10 protein-coding genes are annotated in these 20,928 nt (G+C 43.5%); 7 read left to right on the top strand and 3 right to left on the bottom strand.

What is annotated here, in order from left to right:
• Positions 1 to 3: 3 nt before the first annotated feature.
• The 7 genes from C0V77_RS08660 (at position 4) to C0V77_RS08630 (ending at position 17,932) form a co-directional block, all read left to right on the top strand.
• Positions 4 to 4,407 (top strand): DUF6603 domain-containing protein, encoded by a 4,404-nt coding sequence (locus tag C0V77_RS08660; protein ID WP_101725968.1) that lies wholly within the window; start codon positions 4 to 6, stop codon positions 4,405 to 4,407.
• A gap of 2 nt (positions 4,408 to 4,409) precedes the next feature.
• Positions 4,410 to 6,635 (top strand): hypothetical protein, encoded by a 2,226-nt coding sequence (locus tag C0V77_RS08655; protein ID WP_101725967.1) that lies wholly within the window; start codon positions 4,410 to 4,412, stop codon positions 6,633 to 6,635.
• 10 nt (positions 6,636 to 6,645) lie between these two features.
• Positions 6,646 to 10,695: a hypothetical protein gene (locus C0V77_RS08650; protein ID WP_143706038.1), complete on the top strand. Its 4,050-nt coding sequence runs from the start codon at positions 6,646 to 6,648 to the stop codon at positions 10,693 to 10,695.
• Positions 10,696 to 10,760: 65 nt separating this feature from the next.
• Positions 10,761 to 14,234: a beta-propeller fold lactonase family protein gene (locus C0V77_RS08645; protein WP_101725965.1), complete on the top strand. Its 3,474-nt coding sequence runs from the start codon at positions 10,761 to 10,763 to the stop codon at positions 14,232 to 14,234.
• A 34-nt stretch (positions 14,235 to 14,268) separates the two neighbouring features.
• Positions 14,269 to 15,327, top strand: coding sequence for a hypothetical protein (locus C0V77_RS08640; protein ID WP_101725964.1), 1,059 nt, complete (start codon positions 14,269 to 14,271; stop codon positions 15,325 to 15,327).
• Positions 15,328 to 15,501: 174 nt separating this feature from the next.
• Positions 15,502 to 16,557, top strand: a complete 1,056-nt coding sequence (locus tag C0V77_RS08635; RefSeq protein ID WP_101725963.1) for a hypothetical protein — start codon at positions 15,502 to 15,504, stop codon at positions 16,555 to 16,557.
• Between the two features lie 79 nt (positions 16,558 to 16,636).
• Positions 16,637 to 17,932: a phosphatidylserine decarboxylase gene (locus tag C0V77_RS08630; RefSeq protein ID WP_101725962.1), complete on the top strand. Its 1,296-nt coding sequence runs from the start codon at positions 16,637 to 16,639 to the stop codon at positions 17,930 to 17,932.
• A gap of 217 nt (positions 17,933 to 18,149) precedes the next feature.
• On the opposite strand, the gene C0V77_RS08625 is transcribed toward C0V77_RS08630, so the two are convergent.
• The 3 genes from C0V77_RS08625 to C0V77_RS08615 form a co-directional block, all read right to left on the bottom strand.
• Entirely contained in the window at positions 18,150 to 18,887 is a 738-nt protein-coding gene (locus C0V77_RS08625) for an SDR family oxidoreductase (RefSeq protein WP_101725961.1), read from the bottom strand.
• A gap of 67 nt (positions 18,888 to 18,954) precedes the next feature.
• On the bottom strand, positions 18,955 to 19,836 hold the full coding sequence (locus C0V77_RS08620) for an AraC family transcriptional regulator (RefSeq protein WP_101725960.1): 882 nt from the start codon (positions 19,834 to 19,836) through the stop codon (positions 18,955 to 18,957).
• A gap of 226 nt (positions 19,837 to 20,062) precedes the next feature.
• Entirely contained in the window at positions 20,063 to 20,629 is a 567-nt protein-coding gene (locus C0V77_RS08615) for a thioredoxin family protein (RefSeq protein ID WP_101725959.1), read from the bottom strand.
• Positions 20,630 to 20,928: the final 299 nt, after the last annotated feature.

Genomic DNA, 20,928 nt, shown 5'->3' with positions numbered 1-20,928 from the left:
GTTATGGCAGATACCATCAAGAATCTCAACGATGTAAAGCTATGGCTGCAGCCAATTCAGCCCGGAGAAAAAACGCCCGTTTCTTCCAGTATGTTTGATGCTTCCCTGGTTAACAAGCTTTTCAGTATGTTACCGGGTACAAGCACAATAGATGTAAAGGTAACTGCAGTAGTGGCCGACGGCGATAGCCCCTCGTTAAGCGGACGGGCTCTACTGATGGGGCAGCCTGATACCGACCTTGTGTTTACATTTACCGAGCCGGGCGATAATCTGTTGCTCACTCTTAATCTGAATCTGCCGGAAAGTGTAACCTGGCAATTAGTTTCAGGCCTTTCATTCGGTTTTACGCATTTGAAAGGAACCCTGAGCCCGGATGAAGAACTCAGTGTAATTACGTTGGTTTTTGCCTGCGATATTGTGGCTGGGTCGCCTAAACCCTTGTATTTCCCGGTGTCTATGACCATTCCCACTTTTGATGGCGACTGGACGCTTTCAGGCAGCTTTGAACAGTTAGGAGACCTTACGCATGATTTCCTGTATGCCATAGGCGGCAACAATGCCATTACTACTATTCTGCCGGCAGAAGTGGCAGCCCAGCTCAATAATTTTTCTCTGAAAGATTTTCAGCTGAGCTTCAATCCATCCAAACAAACGGTGGCCTTTATTAGAATAAAACTCCAGTATGCAGCTAACTGGTCATTCTTTGGCGATTTGTTTGTGGTTGAAAACATCGTTTTCGACTATGAGGTCTTTCATCCGCTGACGTCAGAAAACTATTTTCAGGCCACTTTACTGGCTAATATGACGCTTTTTGAAGGATTCCCCTTTCAGGTGGGCGGCCAGTTTCCCGACAAGGTTGTTTTTGCCCAGCTACAGCCTGACAGACCTGCAGAACTGACAAAGGTTTTCAACTTTCTGAAAATACCGCTGCCACAGAATTTCCCGGATGTTGAAATCAGTACACTTTCACTGGTGTATTATACTGATGAAGGCGGATATAATTTCAGGCTCGCCATTACAAAGCCTTTGCCCATTGCCGGAAAAGTCAGTCTGGATAACGCTTCATTTGAAATGGGTGCCAATTTCGACCCATTAAAGGATAAAATGACTGGTTTCGGGAGTCTTTACGCTCATTTTACGGTTGGTTCAGCCACGGTTTTGCTATCAGCCGTGTATAAAGAAGGTGAAGGCGTAGACATGACAGGCGAAGTGGATAACCTGCCAATTGGAGAACTGATAGCCGAATTACTTGATACCTTCGGTATAACCTGGTATCCTAAGTTTATATCAGAAATCACACTTAAGAAGTTAAAAGTAACATACAACACCAGCTCAGGAGACTTTACCTTTGATTGTATCGGACATATCCCAATGGCTGATAATCCGGGTGTTGATATTGAAGTAAGCCTGTCTGCCATCAAATCTGCTACCGCAAATGCTTACAATACAGATGTGGAAGCAAAGGGCGTAGTAACTTACAAAGAACAGGTTTACACACTGATATTCTCAAAAACGGCTGCTGATACTGCTTTTGCTGCTCAATGGCTTAACAAAGGCACACCGCTGGGTATTAATTCGATTGCTGATATGTTAGGCCTTGGAAGCCTCGTGCCGCCTATTCCGCCTGAACTGGACATTTCTCTTAAAGCGGCTGCCTTTGTTTATGACAGCGCACAGAGCCAGCCTTTATTTGTGCTTGAAGCAGCCTCGGCCGTATATGGTAACTCGGCATTTGCAGCCATAAAAGACAAAACCACCAAAAAGTGGATTTTCTATTACGGCATGGCCACCGATTCGGTTATTGACCTTTCAAACCTGCCTATTATAGATAAAATCACGTTTATAAGCGAAGGTATTTTAGCCGTTGAGGCCATTCATGTCGATATTGCCTCTAATCCTATCAGCAAAGAAAATGCTGCACTCATCAATAAAATTATTAATAAATATGCTCCGGGAGACCTCAAGTTTCCGAACGTACCAGAAAAAGGAATGATTAATCTGGTTGCGTTTTCTATGGAAATTAACATAGGCGGAACCAAAATACCAATCTCACTCGGCGCCGACAACAGCGAAGAGGTATCGGCCATTGAGCAACTGGCGGTGTATCATGATACACTAACAGAGCTTGACGCCAAAGGGCGTTATTCCGTTATGCAAACCGTTAGTTCAGACAACGGCGGCTCTAAAACGTTCTGGTTTAACCTGCAAAAGAATTTTGGCCCGCTGTACTTTGAGAAAATCGGTCTGGCCTACAAAGAACCTGATATTTATGTGCTGGTTAACTGTGCGGCTACAGCCGGTGGCCTGACAATAGCCCTTGATGGCTTTGGTGTAAGCCTGCCCATCAGCAATTTTAATGTTTCTTTCACCATCAGTGGCATAAGCGTAACATTCCAGAGCGGCCCTTTATTAATCAGCGGTGGCCTTATGGGTAGCTTTGAGCCTGTTGATCTGGTTGGCCAGCTATTTATTAAAACAAAAACACTTACCATTGGCGCCATTGGCGGTTATACCGAGGTTGACAATCACCCGTCTTTATTTGTTTATGCGGTGCTTAATTACCCCATTGGCGGGCCACCATATTTGTTTGTTACTGGTTTATCAGCCGGTTTTGGTTTCAACCGAAGCCTGGTGTTGCCGGGTATCAACGGGGTAGCTACTTTCCCGTTTGTACAATGGGCAATGGGTATGAACAACCCACCATCTGCCAACCCCAACGGCAATATAGCCAAGCAGGTAAATGATGTAATGCAGACTCTGATTACCGATGGAATAGTGGCGCCACTGGCTGGCAATAACTGGCTAACTGCCGGGGTAAGGTTTACAAGTTTCGAAATTCTTGATTCTTATGCCATGCTCAGCATCGCATTCGGAACAAAATTCGAGATATCTCTGCTCGGCTTGTCAAAACTGATTCTGCCTCCCGGCGCAGGCACGAAAGGCTCAAAGCTACCCATTATAGTTTATGCAGAACTGGCGCTTGCGGCATCGTTTTCAACAGAAACCGGTCTGATAGCCGTACAAGGGCAATTGACAAACAGTTCGTATGTTTTGTCTAAAGACTGCCACCTGACGGGTGGATTTGCTTTTTACCTCTGGACAAGCGGCCCGCACTTTGGCGAATTTGTGGTAACACTTGGGGGGTATAATCCAAACTATTTGGTTCCGGATTATTATCCGGTTGTGCCCCGTTTAGGCATGAACTGGAAAGTAACCAATGAATTGAGCATTAAAGGTGGCGAATACTTTGCACTAACTTCAAACGCAGCAATGGCCGGTGGCTATATGGAGGCCGTGTGGCAAAGTGGCGGCATAAAAGCATGGTTTAGTGTACAGGCCGACTTCCTAATTATGTGGAAGCCTTTCTATTATGACATCAGCGCTGCTGTGAGTATTGGTGCCAGTTTTAAAATTGACCTCTGGTTTACAACCCTGAGCGTAACCATTCATGTAGGTGCCAGCCTGCATATCTGGGGGCCGGAGTTTTCGGGTGTTGCAAAAGTCAAAGTGGCCATTATATCGTTTACTATCGCTTTTGGCGCTAAAAATCAGGTCAAACAAAAAACCATTTCGTGGGACTCTTTCGCTAAAGATATGCTTCCGCAAAAAAGTAGCGATACCCCAAAAGCCCTTGCTGCTTCTAATGCAGATACCCCGCCAGACCCTGATGTATGCAAAATTGTAATCAGCAACGGCCTTATATCTCAGTTAAGTGATAAAGAAGGAGAACTGAACTGGATTGTGAATGCAGAAAATTTTGAACTCAGTACTCAGGCGGTTATTCCGTCAAAAGACTGGTCGCTCAGTTCAAATATTACGTTAGATACAGATGCGCCAAATGCCAGTGTGGCACAGAACACCAATTTTGGTATCAGGCCTACCGGCACACCACAGGCTAACCTGAGCTCAACGCATAAAATTACCATAACCAGTAAAGAAGACAGTACCTTTAAAGCAACCAGAACACTGGGCAAGGTGGCCAAGTCATTGTGGCAACCAGTAGCATTTGACTCGCAAGGCAACCCCATACTGGGTAACCCCGTGCAGGATACTACCCTTGATGACGTGCTGACGGGTTTTGTAATTGCCCCTTACATTAAACCGCCAGACCATACCCTGCCTATTGAACTCGTTAATTTGCAATACACGCTTGCACCTGAGTTTCAGTATTTTTCGTGGGCAGCCCCTTATGTACCTACAAATGATGAATTTGAAGGAGACACCGTGGAGAACACCATAATGACACCACGGGCCATTGATAACCGAACGCTGCTGGTACAGGCTATTATAAACAACGGGCTAACGGTAGATGCCAACATAAACGTAAAAGAACTGGCTGACCCTGCTACCAATTATCTGCTGGCTGAACCCGAAATGCGCTTACTTGGAGAAGAAAAACAACTTTAGACATGGCAAAAGCAAATAAACCCAGAGAAACAACACCTGTAGCTGAGGCAAATAAGGCACCTGCAATGCTGGGGTCTGATACCTGCGACGTCGATAAAAAGGTAATCTTTATACAGTATGATATTCCGCCACTCAAATCGGGTGAGTACACCATTGAGCTTGAGCAGGCCGTGAATCTCAATACTGGCGCTCCGTACCGCACTTCCAGAAAATTTGCTGTAACCGGCCAACGTTTTACCCTTAACCCTAACGATATTAATTCGGTCTTTCCGCCTAATCTGGCTAATGGTGAATTTTCAGGTGTGTTCCCGCTGATGATTTTTAACAGGCGTACTTTACCCTGGGAGCGAACCTCTCTAATGGCCGAACAAAGCGCACCCTGGCTGGCTTTATTACTTTTTAACCGCGACCAGGTGCCGGAAATAAAAAAAGGCACGGCAAAAGACCTGGTGCCGCTGGGTACAACCATAACCGTTGAAGGGTCGCCGGGTATTACCGGCACAGGTGCAATGCCTGCGGGAATATTGTCGTACCCGGGTATGAGCACCTTAGACTACGGCGAAACCCCCGAAGACCAGATTAATTATATTGATATACCCGCTGAAACTTTTAATACTGTGGCTCCTTCTGCGGCCGACCTCCCCTATCTGGCACATATCCGTGATACCGAAACCATTGATAAAACGGATAACAAATTGTTGGATGAGGCGCTTTATGCCATAGTTGTCGGTAACCGGATTCCGGTTGATGGACTCACAAGTTACGTATTTCTGGTTTCGCTCGAGAACATGGGCAGTTTTTTGCCTGATGAAAACGGAAATGGGCATATTCCTGCCGGAAACAAATTCATAAGGCTTCTTACGTATAGTTCATGGCATTTTACAGCCAATAATAGCGACGAAAACTTTGAACAGTTGCTTGAAAACCTGAATAAAAACCCGGCAGGAGAAATTGGGCTTACCACCTTGCAATACCCCTTTGATGGGCCGGTACCCTCAGACACCGAAGTGCAAAGCGCACTGAATCACCAGGCGAATGGAAACATGACTACCAATGATGCCCAGATACTGGTGCATAATGCCTTTAATATGGGTTACACCGCCATGACACAGGTACTCCGGCACCCCGGCAATACGGTTTCATGGTACAGATGCCCCCTTGTACCTTATTATATACCGGAAACCGTTCAATTACCCTACACTACATCTGACGCCATTAACAGGTATAATCCGGAAACGGGTATGTTTGATGTGTCTTATGGTGGTGCCTGGCAGATTGGCCAACTAATGGCATTGCAGAACAAGGCTTTTTCAACATCGCTTTATAACTGGAAAAAAAGCGAGACAGCTCAACAATCAATTATTGAAGAGCAACGCATTATACAGGAAAAATACCATACCATTACAGCTTTTGATGGCTTAATGGCCGCAAGAAATACAAGCCTTTTAAAGGCTAATGCAGCCCCCCTGCCCGAAAACGTGGTAATATGGCTTAGCCAGCTTGCTTTGCTTAAAGGCGTACCGTTTAATTATCTGGTTCCTGATGAACGGATGTTACCTCCTGAGTCGATGCGGTTTTTTTATATGGATAACAACTGGATTGAATGCCTGCTGGATGGAGCATTTAGCATTGGCAGATCGTCAACCGCCGACCATAAAAACGATTTAGCCAGATTGAAAAAGTTAATGGGGCCTGTAAAACACAGAGCCACTATGGCCAGACCCCGTAAACAAAAACTATTGTCGTACCGCAATGCAAGTGGTGTAATTACGGGTTTCCTGCTGCGGTCAGCAGTGGTGGGTGGCTGGCCGGGACTGGAAATAAACGGTTACAGCGACAAAGAAGGCACCAGTGAGGTTCAGAAACTCAGAATGGAGGCCCTTTCTTCAGATACCCTTATCTGCATTTTTGATGGCGTTGTACAGATGGTTGCCATTCATGAACCACCTGAAGCCCTCCATGAAGGCCTGGTGAGGCATGACGGTACATGGGCTACAACCTTGAGGACAGTAAACGGAACCGACCCCGGCAGCCAGATACCTGGCGCTTATTGCCCGGTAACGCTTCGGTCTGACAACCAGACCCTTCAGGTGAAAAAAGCAGCAGATGCAATTCAGCAAATGCTTAACAGCCCGCCTTACAGCCAGAATATAAAGAATTTTACCTCGGCCGAATATGCACTTGAACTGATAAAAGGTGTAGTGAAAGTTGAATTTCTCAAAAAATAATGAAGAGGAAATGCAAACAAAAGATACAATTGATTCAGGATTGGTTGTTCCGGTAGATATAGCCGCGCTTTGTGTGGGTATAATTGATCAGAACGATAAATCAGGTACCAGCACATTTGCAGGCGCCACCACGGTTTTTACCAACCAGTCGGGCAATAATAACGCCTATGTTGGCACCAATGTGGTAAGAGCGCTGTCTGCTGCTCCGTGGCAGCAGTTAACAACTGGTGTACACCTGCACTGGAACCTGCCCGAAGCGCTTACTCAGGGCGCCAATAGTCCATCGGGCAGCCTTTTGTTCGGAGCGGTGCCAAACAGATGGCTTATCAGCCGCTTACTTATTACCAAAAACGGGCCCGTTCGCAGCTCATGGATAATTCAGAGCGACTCACTGAGCAATACACTTCCTACCGGGCAGCTGGCCGTAACCCTGCCTGTAAAAAAAATCAACCCTACCGACCAGGACTATAAATATGTAGGAATGTATAAAGTTTTTGACAGCGAGTGGACAGACCCCGCCAATAATAGTTATTTCAGAGAACTCACCGGGCAGGATTTGTCGGCTGTTTCAAGCGGCGACTCCTCATTTGCAGCTTTTTACCCCAACAGCCGTAGTTTGTTTGGTTTTCAGGATACCCTGTCTGATTTAAAAATAGGCCCTAATGACCCACCCGTTGACCTCATGTATGAAGTAACCGGCTGGTTTAGCAACACTATCAACGACCCGCTGCATGACGGTAAAACCCGTGAACAAATAAATAATGATTATAACTGGACGTACGATGGCCCTGATGAAACTTCCACTTACTCGTTATATAGTGGCATCATCCAGAATATTTCTTACACACCATACCAGAAGTACGTGGTAGACCAGCCCAATCAGAAGCCTGTAGATGCGGTTTTAGCAATCGGAAATACGCCGCCAGAGTGTTTTGCCGCTTATTTCAAAGACCTGCTCCACCCCGATACACCATTTTTTGAAACCCTGCTGAATGCTTTTCAGAATGGCTTGCTGAGCGAATTTATGCAATTAAAGACCGACCAGCTTGCCCAGCTGAACGAAGTACTGCACCAGAAAACTTTTGCCAGTATCAGCACAGGCACCGTTTATCAGATAACGCGCCCGGCCAAAGATTCACCCGATGAGCCTGATGTAGCATTTCCTTTGCCATTGGCCGAAGCATTAGATACCCTGAATGTTTATCAGCAGCAGGTTGATTTCTATGAGCGTTACACGCTGGGTTTTCAATGGCAGTTATTTGCTGACTGGTACCGCATGGTTAACACCAAAGATGCCAACCTGCAAAATACCCTTTTTCAGCTAATTTATAACAGCATTGGCAATACCTGGCCATCTATCCAGGCAACCAGTAATCTACTGGCTACTCAATTAAACGAGCAAACGGCTTACGTTAATGAGTTAATATCTACTATTGATAACACCTTGCAGCTGAAGGAAACCTCGCCTGCACGCTACTGGCAGCCTAATGAACCCGTAATGCTTGTTATTCCTGCCAATATGACAAACGCCGTGCGGGGTAAGTCAATTGTAGCTAATTATGATGATTCTGGTTATCTGAAATGCCGCACAGTTGCGCAAATCATAAGTGCCATTGTGGTAAACAACATTACAGTTACAGCCGGCCAGTTCAGTAGTGCAGGTTTGCCCTCGCCTAATAACCTGCCGTATCCTGCTGCCACCAATAGTTTATTGCTCGAATCGCTTTTGTTGAATACCAATCTGGTTTCGGGTATTACGGGTGTTCCGGCAAGTAATCTGGAGGCAGCACTCAATCTGGCTTTAAATGGGCAGCCTCAGCAGGTTTACACTTTTAGCGGGGTGGTACCTGCTGCCCTTGAGGTTTACTGGTGGCATAGCAACCCGTGGTTTCCTGTTTTTACTGAATGGAGTGTCAGGTTTGCCCCTTTAGAAGTTACCGAACGCAACGGGCAACTCTACAATTACACAACCGACCTTTTTACAGCCAATTATACTATTGCACAAAACAATGGCGGAAGCGTGGTGTATAAAGGTGCTGTAAACCCTGCAACTATTGATTTTTCAACAGCTCAGCAATATCGTAGCTCGGCTATTATAAGTACCAGCGCCGCAGAGACTTTTTATGAACAGCTCGAACAGTATCTGGAAGTTTACCCAAACCAGACCTTGCAGCAAATTGCCGATGCCTTGCAAACAGGCATCTACGCCTCTAATGCTTTCAGTGGTTTTAATAGCCTGCTGGGCATGATGCAGCAAAGTATGCAGCTCAATATTAATGTTACGCCTCAAAATCCATATTACTCTATTACGCAGGCGGTTGCACAAATAGCTGGCAAAGCCAATGCTGTATCGCCTGTGCCTAATGGCAGTTATAATCCTGTCAGGGCGGGTTTCTTTGAATTCAGCCTCAGCCTGATAGATGTTTTCGGGCAGAAAAGAACAGTAAACATTACCAGAAGCATTACATCAGAACAACTCACAACTATTTATAAAACACAGGTGGTGCCCAATATAGTGTATATGCCACCGGCTCTGGCGCAACCATCCAGATTGCTTTTCAGATGGATGTCGGCTATCGGAAACCAGATTCAGGAAATGAATGCGCATCCGGCCACTACTCCTATTTGCGGTTGGATACTCCCCAACCATCTCAATGGCAGCTTGTTTATTTATGACCAGCAGGGCCGTTCAATGGGTACACTGGGTATGAACGGAAACCAGACGGCCATGGTCTGGCAGTCGGCTCCCGGTAATAATGCCACTATTAACCAGTCAATCGAGCAGGTTTTTGCCTTACAGAATCCTAATCTCCGCGATTTCGCAGTGGCGCTATATAACAACGGGCCGGAGTTTTTCTCAAATTTCTGGAAGGCCGTTGATAACATGCATAATTTTATAGACCCCAGCAATTATGCACAAAGTGCAGACCTGGCCGTACTGATTGGCAGACCCATTGCACTCGGCGAGGCCATGCTCCGCCTGGAACTAAACAGCAGCCCGGTTCTGAATCAAAGCTGGGCCACCCTTACCAGTGGTGAGTACCGTACCGATAACCAGTTTACTGATGTCAGGTTTCCTGTTATTCTTGGCGATCTGAACCAGGTAAATGACGGATTGATTGGATATTTTCTTGATACGGCAGACTCTTTTAACTTTTCAACTTTTTATACAGAAGGCGCAGCATCTGCCGGAACCAGCGGTGTAGTAAAACCGGTTGAAGATACTATTACGCTAAAGGCTTCACCAGGGCCAGACTCCCCTGTTCCGTATGATGTATCTGCCGATGCCCGATACGTGCTGATGTTGTTTGACCCCCGTGCCGCGGTTCATGCAACTATGGGAATTTTACCAACGAAGGTAATAGATATACCGTCAAACCTGTATTCAGATACCCTCAATGTTCTGGAAATGACCTTTTTAACCACTCCGGTTCTTAAAGGCGTAACAGGTTTCAATATGCCGGTACCGGAAGAAGAAGGTTACCAGTGGTCGTGGGTGGAAGAAGCCGTATTTGAACAAAAGCCTGTATGGGAAGTAACGCCCGAAATTAGTTATGTGGGTGGTGAAGCCATTGCCGCCTACACCCCGCAGACCATCAGGGAAGGATGGCTGAAACTTACCCCGGAGTTGCTGCACTTTGAATTACTGAATGACAAAGGCCAGCCTTTGGGCATAGCCAATGCCGTTAATACTTTTTACCTGGCTGTCAGTAACCGGAAACCGCTTGAAATTATTTTTAAACCTGCGTCTTTACCAAAAAATGTGGCATCTGCCATTTACATACATTTGGGTCAGTTAGTTAGCCAGAAAGAGGTTCCTGATATACAGTTTTCAGCTGAAGGCTGGGCATTCAGGCTTCTGAACGACACCCGTTACGGAAATTTCTGGGTGGCCAACCCAACAGAAGAGCTGGTTTTAAACCCTAAAGAAACATTTAAAATAACACTCAGCAATGTTAAAACCACCAATCAGACCGGGCAGGTACAAATGTACTTTGAGTACCTGAACGTTGCCGGTGTAAACGATGGCCTTGATGCCGTACTTATTACACTGAGCTGAGCTTAGCAAAATAAATCTATTATTTATCACTATTCTTTCAATTAACAATTTTAAACAAAACAACAATGCAAGACACTCAGACATTTCCGCAGTTGTCTTTCTCCCTAAGTAATCCGGGGCAGGATAACACCATTTATGTAACTACAGACCCCACAGTAAACAAGTTGGTTTTCAGTATTAAAACCAATAAAGATAACACGGTTTTCAGTTCGGGTCAGTTGGTACCGCCTACAGACGCCCCAACGGCCACTGGTTCAATACTTTATCTGGACCTGAGTACTTTGCAGATTCCCGAAGCTGATTTTTGCAAAATTGTTTGTTCTGCTTCCGATTGGGACTACGCCCTTTATCCGAACAGCATTATTGGTCTGGTATCAACCAAAGATATTAGGCTGGATCAGGGTTCAGAAACGGTAGAAATCAAAATAGATAATCTGGTTTTGCCAACACCGCCTTCATCGCCCAACGTTAACTTATCAGTGTCTTATTACAGAGTAAGCCCTATTACTATTGGCAATATGGCGCAGCTATCGTTCTTTAAAGTGCTTTTACAGGCCGCCCCCGACGACAAAAAAGACCTGCACGATGCCATTGATTGCGTAATTACTACGCCAGCCATAATTGTTAACACCGTTCGCGATTATCCACAGGTAGATAACAACATTACATTTGCGTTTAAGCCGGGGTCTAATCCGGTAGTTGTAAAAGCAGGGCCACAAACTACTTTTACAGTTAGTTTCGTATATGCACCATCGGCACCAGGCTATGGCGCCCTTACTACGCCCCAATCGGCACGCGATAACATTGTAGTTGCGCAGGGCGAAAATGCCTCTGACTGGAGCATTACCCCCAATACAGATGCCCAGAACCCATGCTGGATTTTGCAGCCACCAGTTAATGCTGAAATTGTAGGTACAGGAGCCGGAGCCATAGTTTCTTTTTATATAACTGAAATTATGACCAGTTTTCAACCGGGTTCAACGCTCATGTATGTACAATATCAGAATGTACCTGGTTTTAACGATGGCTCTTACTACATGACACTCACCAAAATACCTCATGTAGTCATTAATAATCTGACAATAACACCCAATCCGTCGGTTATCAAAAATGGAGAAGCCAGTGTTACTATTTCGTGGAATGCAAAAGATTACCAGTCTTTAATGCTGATGCCGTTTTATCAGGATGTAACCAATAAAAACAGTTTTAAGGCAACCCTCAAAAAGTCTACCGTCATTACCTTGGTAGCTAATGGTGCGGCCACTACGGCCAATCAGGCAACAAAAACCACCACTGCCGATGTGCTGCCTGTCATCAACTCGTTTAAAGTTACTCCTAAAAATATCTATTACAACAATTACCCGCATGACACCAAGTTTTTTTGGGACGTAGATACCAATGATTCGGTACTGCTGGTAAATGATGTAACAGGAAGCAAAGAGAGTGTGCCAAAAACCAGTACGCAAATCAAAAGTATAACCACGCCGGGTATGTGGTCGTTGATTCCTCAGAATGAAGAAAACCCCTATACTTTGTTAAGAAATGTGCTTATTCAGTCATTCAAAGTAAACCCGCAGTCTGATTCGCTTTCATTCAAATCCAGCTCTGTGGTCGCTTCACCTTCTGCTGAGTTTCTTGCTGCATTAGATATTGACAATAAAAAAGTTCATTTTCTTAATTCACTCGATTATACTGAGAATGCAACCGCATTAAGCACTGATGGAACCCCTATCGATCAGGTTTTCGCTCACAGTGGTTCTTATCTCTTTGTATTGAATAACAAGGCTGGTGCTGTAAACATTATTAAAATATTGAGAGACCCATCAACCGGAAATTACTCGTTTTCAAAGTTGTCATCTATCAAAATAGCCGGAACCCCGGCACGAATTGCCATTTCTGGCGACGACAAATACATCTTTGTAACAACAGATCTTGAAGGTAAAGGCAATTTTATAGTAATTGAAAACAAAGGCACCGACCAGTTTTCAATAAAACAGACCATTGAAACTTATCAGTCGCCAATGGGTATTGCAGTAGACCCCTCAGGCACAAACGTGTATGTGGCTATCAAAGGCGACAACAGTATTTGCGTAATAGCTTACAGCACGGTAAATGACGCCTTTATGAATAGCCGGAGCATTAACAACCTGCCGCAGAACCCGGTTGATGTGGCAGTGGCCGACGAAAACGGCAAAACTCTGCTTGTTGCCTGTTATGCTACCAATCAGGTAATGGTTGTTGATTATGATGACGACGGCACCTCGCCCAGACAGTCTCTATCTGTAAACAACTCTCCAATAAGAATTGTAACTACAACAGACAGAGCCTATGCCTTTGTTATTAATTATTCATCAGGCAATGCCTCGCTTATCAGTTGCAGCAAAGGAACCGGAAGTTGCAGCGTAATTGATGCGTCTATCAAGACAGGTTCAAATCCGCTTGCTATTTCAATGGCTTATGATAACACAGCGGCTTACATTGCCAACTCAGATAAAAGTGTTACTACATTTAATCTGATAAACTATCAATTACGTAACACCCCGGTAGGTATAGGTAAACAACCAACCAATGTAATTGCTACCGCCGATGGCAAAAAACTGGTAGCATGGCATAATGTGCTTTTTAATAGCAATAAACCTGATTTTACAAAGGGTTTGTATATTTATGAAACCGCCTCAGGCGCAATATCTACACGCCTTGAAGACGACTCAATCGTTGATTGTGTGGTTTCTCCGGTTGCTTCAGTTGGCCTGATGTATGTAATTGAGAAGTCAAGTACAGAAATAAAAATCATGGAAACCGGAACCTTCAATGTAAAAGGTTCAATAACTATTCCTGCTGGTGAAGGTGATGTAAGCAGATATCCTGTTGAGTTGAGTATGTCTGCCGATGGTAAAAATCTTTATACAGTTGCTAAAGATTCAGCTGGCAATTACAGTTTTATTGCTTTTACCTGCAACGAAAAAAATGCGACGTACAATGTAAATACAGATGTATTTGTATTTAAAAATGTTTCAACATCAAATAGTGTTCTATTGCAGAACACACCTGATGGCACACACGCTTTTGTTCTCAGTTCTTTAGACAAGAAAATCTGGACATTGATACAAGATTCAAACCAGGTTTATCAATTGACAACTACCCAGATAAGCCTATCTATTCTTACAAAGACAATGGCTGTGTCGCCAGATAACAGTAAGCTATACGTGGTTATGCAGCAGAACATGAAAACCTCTATTGCAAGTGTAAATATTAGCGACCTTACGTCAATAGAAACCCAAATGCCATCTTCTTATGCAATACTAACCAATTTTCAGCAGGCGGTAGTTTCTCCTGATAGTACCCGGTTGTTTGTTACAGATGCAAATACGGCAGGTGTCCGAATTATCAGTACTACCACTTTACGTATTATCCAGACACTTACCTGGCAGCAAAATCTACAGTATCCTACCGGAATTGCCATTCTTCCAAATGGGTCATCTATTTACCTGACAGGATTCAATAGCAATAACCTGGCAGTAATAAATCAAATTAGCTAAAAAAGTTAATCAATCACCTTAAAATTACATAAACATGAGCTACGACGGATTTTTTATCAGAGACTATGTTGGCGAAACAATAGATGGCCCTAAAGGCACAAGCTGGACAAACTCGCCCGATATTATTTGCCCGGGTACCACGCCTCTGCAAGACCCCAGCGTTATTACCAATGCAGATTATTATAACAAAGGCTTGCCACAGCTTAACAATCAGACACCTTTAACCAACAATTGGGTATATGTAAGGGGTGTTAACCCGCAATCAGTTCCGCAAACCTCAACAGTATTTTTGTATTACGTTGATACATCCATTGTGCTTTGGCCTCAGAACTGGATGTCAACCGGAATAGTTTACGGCGGCAAACAGCAAAACTGGGTAACACTTAATGCGCCTGCTTCCACCGATAATCAGGGAATACAAGGAACAATTTCTCCCTTTGGCTGGACACCCCCGCGCAATAATACGCATTATTGTCTGGTTGCATGGGCTAATAATGGTGATGACCAACTTACACCCCCAGACCTGGGCAGTATTGGCAGTGTGCCAGATATGGCTAATTTTATACTGACACACCCGAATGTAGGTTGGAAAAACACCACAGAAGTAGATGCAACCGTACCTACCATTCAGGGTGTGGCTTCTATCATCGGGCCTTCTTCAGGTGGCGTATTAAGTATTGGTTTACAATGCGATAAACTGCCAACAGATGGCTACATTGAGTTCTCGGTACCTGGCCCGGATGCTGACAATACAATTATTCTTCCAAAAACAAAGATTCTCGCTTCAAACTACGCTCCAACATTTCAGGTTACCTATCCGTCTATGCCAGGTGGTTTTGTTACACAAATGAACTGGACATACTACCAGGGTGCCACACCTGCCCCGGCAGGGTCTAACGTTATACCTTTAGTTGCCACCTGGGGTTTAACATCCAGCTTTATAGATGAGGTGCGCCAAATTGCCCCCCAGCACCTGATAGATGTTCATCATTATGGCTCACCAGTAGAATTTCAAGCCAAGGGTAGAAATGTAGAAACAAAGATAAAAACTATTATGGTAATTGGCTCAGTGCCTTTCAAATTGACAAGGTAGGAAAACAAAAATAAATCGGTCTCAGGATTTTTGATTTTCAGAATGAAAGAGACCGGTTTTTAAAGATTGAAAGAGTAAACAGTAGTTTCAAATTTTATTCCATCTCTTTTGATGTGATTTACTCTTTTGCCGTGAATTTATTTATTAACTGATACTACATAAAACAATTTTATTATGAGTTACGACGGATTTTTTATCAGAGATTACGTAGGCGAAACCATTGACGGCTCTAAAGGCACCAGTTGGACCAATTCGCCTGATATTATTTGTTCAGGTCCTACTCCATTGGCAGACCCCAAAACTATCTTAAATGCAGATAATTACAACAAAGGACTCCCCATTGGCTATAGACAGTCACCTGAGATGAACAATTGGGTGTATGTACGTGGCGTCAATCCCCAAACAGTACCACAAAAAACAACTATTTATATGTATTATGCAGATAGTTCTGTTATGCTGTGGCCTCAGAACTGGAAATACCGTGAATTTATGTATGCAGGAGAATACCAGAACTGGGCATCTTTTGTGGCTCCGGCACGCACGGATAATCTGGGCTTACAGGGTACAATTCCTCCCTTTGGCTGGACACCCCCCACAAAATACAATTATTGTCTGGTTGCCTGGGCAAAAAATGGCCCGCAACAAAACATACCACCCGATTTGCATAGCATAGGAAAGGTATCTGATTTGGGTAAATTTATAATTTCAAACCCTAATATCGGATGGAAAAACACCATAGCCGTAGATGCAACCAAACCCACTCTTACAGGCACTGCACCAATTGATGGCCCACCTGAAGGTGGTATTTTAAACATTGGCCTTCAGTGCGACAAAATTCCGAAAGGTGGATATATTGAGTTTTTTGTTCCGGGGCCTAACGAGGACAATACCATCATTTTTCCGAAAACTAAAATTGAGGTTAACAATTATGCACCCACTGTTCAGGTGGAATATCCGGCAGTATCTGGTGGATATAAAACGCAATTGACCTGGAACTACTATGAAGGAACTACCCCGGCGTCGGATGGAGCCAATATTATTCCTTTTGCCGGTACATGGGGACTAACCACAGATTTTATTGACATCGTAAGAAAAACAGCGCCACAGTTTCTGGCAGATGTACATCATTATGGCACTCCGGTAGAATTCGCAAGAAATATAGGTCAGCTCAAAGTACCAATCAGAACGATGATGATTGTAGGCTCCATTCCATTCAGATTTACTCGCTGACACAATCAAAGCACTTAAGAGAAATCTTAACCGTAAGAATTTTCAATACAATTAACATTAACTAAAACTGTTGACTACAATGGCAATTACAACACAAAACTACTCCCCTGTTGTTACTCTGCTTCAAAACCAATTGAGTAACGACCCCACACTTACAAATTTGCTGAATGAATCGCTCAATTTGGCAAAGCAATCTGCACAGGCTAGTTTAAATACGTCTTTATTTAATGCCTTAAATACATTATACAAAAACAATGGCTGGCCAACCAATTCCGATGATTATCTGTCTTACCTAACTTACTTTGAACAGGTGCTTCCAAGCGAATCTACTGAACTACACGGCCCCTGGTCAAATCCTTTAGGTTACAGTCAGCAGATTTTCGACAGACTTTGTCAGTTTTACTGGCTAATTGACCAACCGCTACCAGATTATAACAAGAAGACATTGCAGAGTTACACCAATGACAGTTTTTCTTTTGCAGACTGGCTAGACAAATATGCCAATGAATGGGGTAGCTTCCTCAACACTTCTGCATCCTTAACTAATGCTACGCTGGCTTCGTTCTTAGCAGACCCTATGTACAATGCACAAGACTACATCAATGACAAACCTAACTGGGTATCTTTCAACACGTTTTTTTATCGGCAGCTAAACATCAATACCCTGAACGGTTCACCAATGAGGCCTGTTGCCAATCCGAATGACAATACCATTGTTACATCACCAGCTGATTGTACCTTCAAGGCTATCTATCAGATTGATGCAAACGGCAATGTGCTGGATACTAATGGTAACCCTACTACTTTCAGATTGAAACAAACCCACACCATTGGCAATGTAAGCGACCTGCTCGGACCAGAGGTAGTACAAATGTCCAAACAGTTTTACGGTGGCACATTTGTGCATTACTTCCTGAGCCCGTTTGATTACCACCGTTTCCATACGCCCGTAAGTGGTAAAGTAACCTACATTGCAGCACTGGCAGGAAATGTATATCTGGACGTACAGATTACCGGCGACCAATTTGATGCACCTGATAGTTCAACAGACGGTTATGAATTTACACAAGCCCGTGGCGTTGTGATTATTGATACCGGCGATGCCAGCATCGGCTCTGTAGCCACTATTCCCGTTGGTATGGCACAGGTTTCTTCAGTGCACATGTATAGTAATCTGTTAGGACAAACCGTTAACAAAGGAACAGAGTTCGGCTATTTTGCCTTTGGCGGGTCTGATATCATCATGCTTTTCGAAAAGCCGGTAGATCAGCTTAAATTTGTTGAAACTGTTGCCAATGCGCAAGTACCAGACAGTTACACCAATCCTGCAGGTTTCCACTTCAAGTACGGTGAGCCCTCAGTGATATTGATATAATTCAAACAAATGAAATTGAGGATGTTACGGTCATCTTATAACTGTTTACATCCTCATATCTGCATTGGTTGTATTTCTATTTATATCAGGCTAATAGAAAATAGTCTTCATAAATTGTAATACATATTTATGTATAGATAGTGTCAAGTTTGGTTATTGATAAAAAAACCTTCAAAATTATGGTTTTGAAGGTTTTTTATTACACAGTTGTGCCAACTTACCAGGGGCAACTGGCAGGTTCAGGAAAATACTCTTCGCTGATGAATTTTGCCGTTGGGCCATCCGCACCAATCAGTGCATATTTGGCAATGCGCTGCCCTGCTTCCTGTGGTGTGCTGGTTCCTTGATGCCCTGTGAAATCTGTTTGTGTCCAACCCGGGCAAACAGCGTTTACTTTAAAAGGTGTATCACGAAGTTCATAAGCCAACTGCAAGGTGTACATATTGAGTGCCGTTTTTGATGACTGATATACAGCATATCTTTTCGCGTTATTCGCATTTCCAATATCTTCCGCTATTGAAAGCGAAGCCATAGCCGTACTTACGTTTACAATCCGGGGTTCGGGAGATTTTTTCAAAAGATCGATAAATGCACCTGTCACTCTTACCACGCCAAATACGTTGGTATCATAAACTCTTTGAAATTCTTCCGCTTTAGAACCAATAGCCGACTGCTCCCACTCGCCTGAAATACCCGCGTTGTTCACCAATACATCCAAAGCGACTGTTCTTTCTCCAATTGTTTTCCGGGCGGTATCAACAGATGATTGATTGGTGACATCAAGTTGAACGGCTGAAACATTTTTGAGCCCTTCGGCTATTAGCTTTTCTGCCGCTGCCAATCCGTTTTCTATTTTCCGGCTTCCTAAATAAACGAAAAATCCTTTTTGGGCCAGTATTCTGGCTACTTCAAAGCCAATGCCTTTGTTGGCTCCAGTTACTAATGCATACTTCATTTTGTTTTCTTTTTTGTTGATGCACAAAGGTAGTCGGCAAAAAAACGGATAATGGGGACAAATCTTCTTAATTGTGGGACAAATCCTGCCGCTCAGCAAGATAACGGCTCACACTCTTGCCCGTACTCTTTTTGAAGAGGCGTGAGAAGTAACGAGGGTCGCTAAACCCCAGCTCATAGGCCAGTTCTTTTACTGAGGTTTGGGTGTATTGCAGCTTGCGCTGTGCCTCAAGCATCAGGCGGTTGGTTATCCACTCTTTAGGAGAAACGCCTCCGTATTCTTTTACTATACTGTATAGTGTACCTGAAGTTAAAGCAAGTTTGTCGGCAATGCCTTGTACATCATGTTGTTCAGTCAGTCGGGTTTCTACTGCCAGTTTAAAGGCTATGTATTTGGCAAGTTTTGTGCCGGCAATGAGTTCTTCACTTTGGTATTGCTCAAAGTAAGCAGTGTTAAATTCTGTTAGCAGCGTATGCAAATGCGCCAGAATAACCTCTGCTTTTCTTTGTCGGCCTGGTGAATGTAATAGCTGAAACAAACCTGCCAGTAGGTTTTTTACACGCAATTGGGTAGCAGTATCAAACGAAATAGTATGAACATTGTGTGGATTAACCATAAACGGGTAAGTACCAGGCAGTAGCGAGAGCGTTTGCTCATCAAAAGAAAGCGCATACTGCCGCATATTAATATCATAAGGCACTTTGGTGAAAATCTGATTAGGCAGCCCGAAAGCCATTTCACCGTCATTAATCGTAAATTCGTTTAAATCAGTCTTGAAAGTCGCTGAGCCCTTCTCCATATACTGAAAATAGTAAAAAGAAAGCCGGTGAGGTTGGCGTAAAATATGCATTACGTCATCTGGCAAAGGAATAGCGCAGTTCTCGTTCAAGGCAATGGTCAATTTATCATGATGCCTGATTTTATCCAATAATCCGGTAGTTTCTTTCATTTTGTTTGTTTTTGAGGCGTTCAATTGTAGCAACAAAAAACATCAGCAAAAGATTTTTACACCTGTTGCTTAACCAAAAAAAGGCTGTTCGCCTATGCCATCTGGTTGATGTATTCATAAGAAAGTAATTTAGAAATTTGGGATTCTTATTTTATTAATCAACACCGGCGGGCAAAAAAAAGAGACTTCCTTTTCAGAAGTCCCTTTTCATTTCTAAAACCAGCCACTAAATAGTTTGCAAAATAACCTCGCTTAATTCTTCCTGTACATCCACTCCCTTATTGGCATTATACCAGGTATGAATCCTGACTGTCAGCTCCTGAAAAGGTAATTTTTCTTCTGATGCCTTTGCGTAAATTACCTGGCATTCTTTTGGGCGTGGCCCCCAGGTTGCCAGGTCATTACCGTTTTGGTCTCTGATTACCAGCTTCGGAATTGATTTCGTACCATTGGTTAAATAATTATCTATACTATGCGGAGCAGAATCCAGCAATTCAATGCTAACCGATATCAATGGGTTGGCTTGGGCAGCCATAATTATAAACGGTACATTATGGGCTGCATCGCCACACCAGGGCTCAGTAATCAAAAGCCATTGCTGTGGTTTATCAATTTTTTTAATGGTTTCTAAAAATTGGGGCGACAAGGTCTGGGTTTTAAACCATCTCGACATCCGCGCCCAATTCAATTTGGTATATTCGTAGTAATCTGGTTTGTTGTAAGGCGCTGCCTGGTCTTGTTCCTCTTTGTTTACGATGCTCTCAAAATAAGAACTATATGCACTGAAATCCATGTTTATAATTTACGTTCGGTTATCAAGGCAAAATTAAGTTTAATTTAAGTGTTGACGACTATCATTTCCACCCAGGGAACTAGTTTCCTTTAGGAAAGTGATTAGATTTGCATTTTTAATAATATATTTCAGTGTTAACAAAAATGAAAAAAAGAGCAACAGTAAATACCTCTCAACTTTGCAGAAAAAGAATTTCTACCATTAAGAGCCTGTTTAAATTTTATTCAATAAATGTTTTATAGCAGAAACTTTAACTATTTCTTCTGCCGTTTCCATAAGCAATTCATAATTTCTGCATA

Source organism: Emticicia sp. TH156, assembly GCF_002855535.1.
Lineage (GTDB): Bacteria > Bacteroidota > Bacteroidia > Cytophagales > Spirosomataceae > Emticicia > Emticicia fluvialis.
This window is presented reverse-complemented; position numbering and strand designations above follow the sequence as displayed.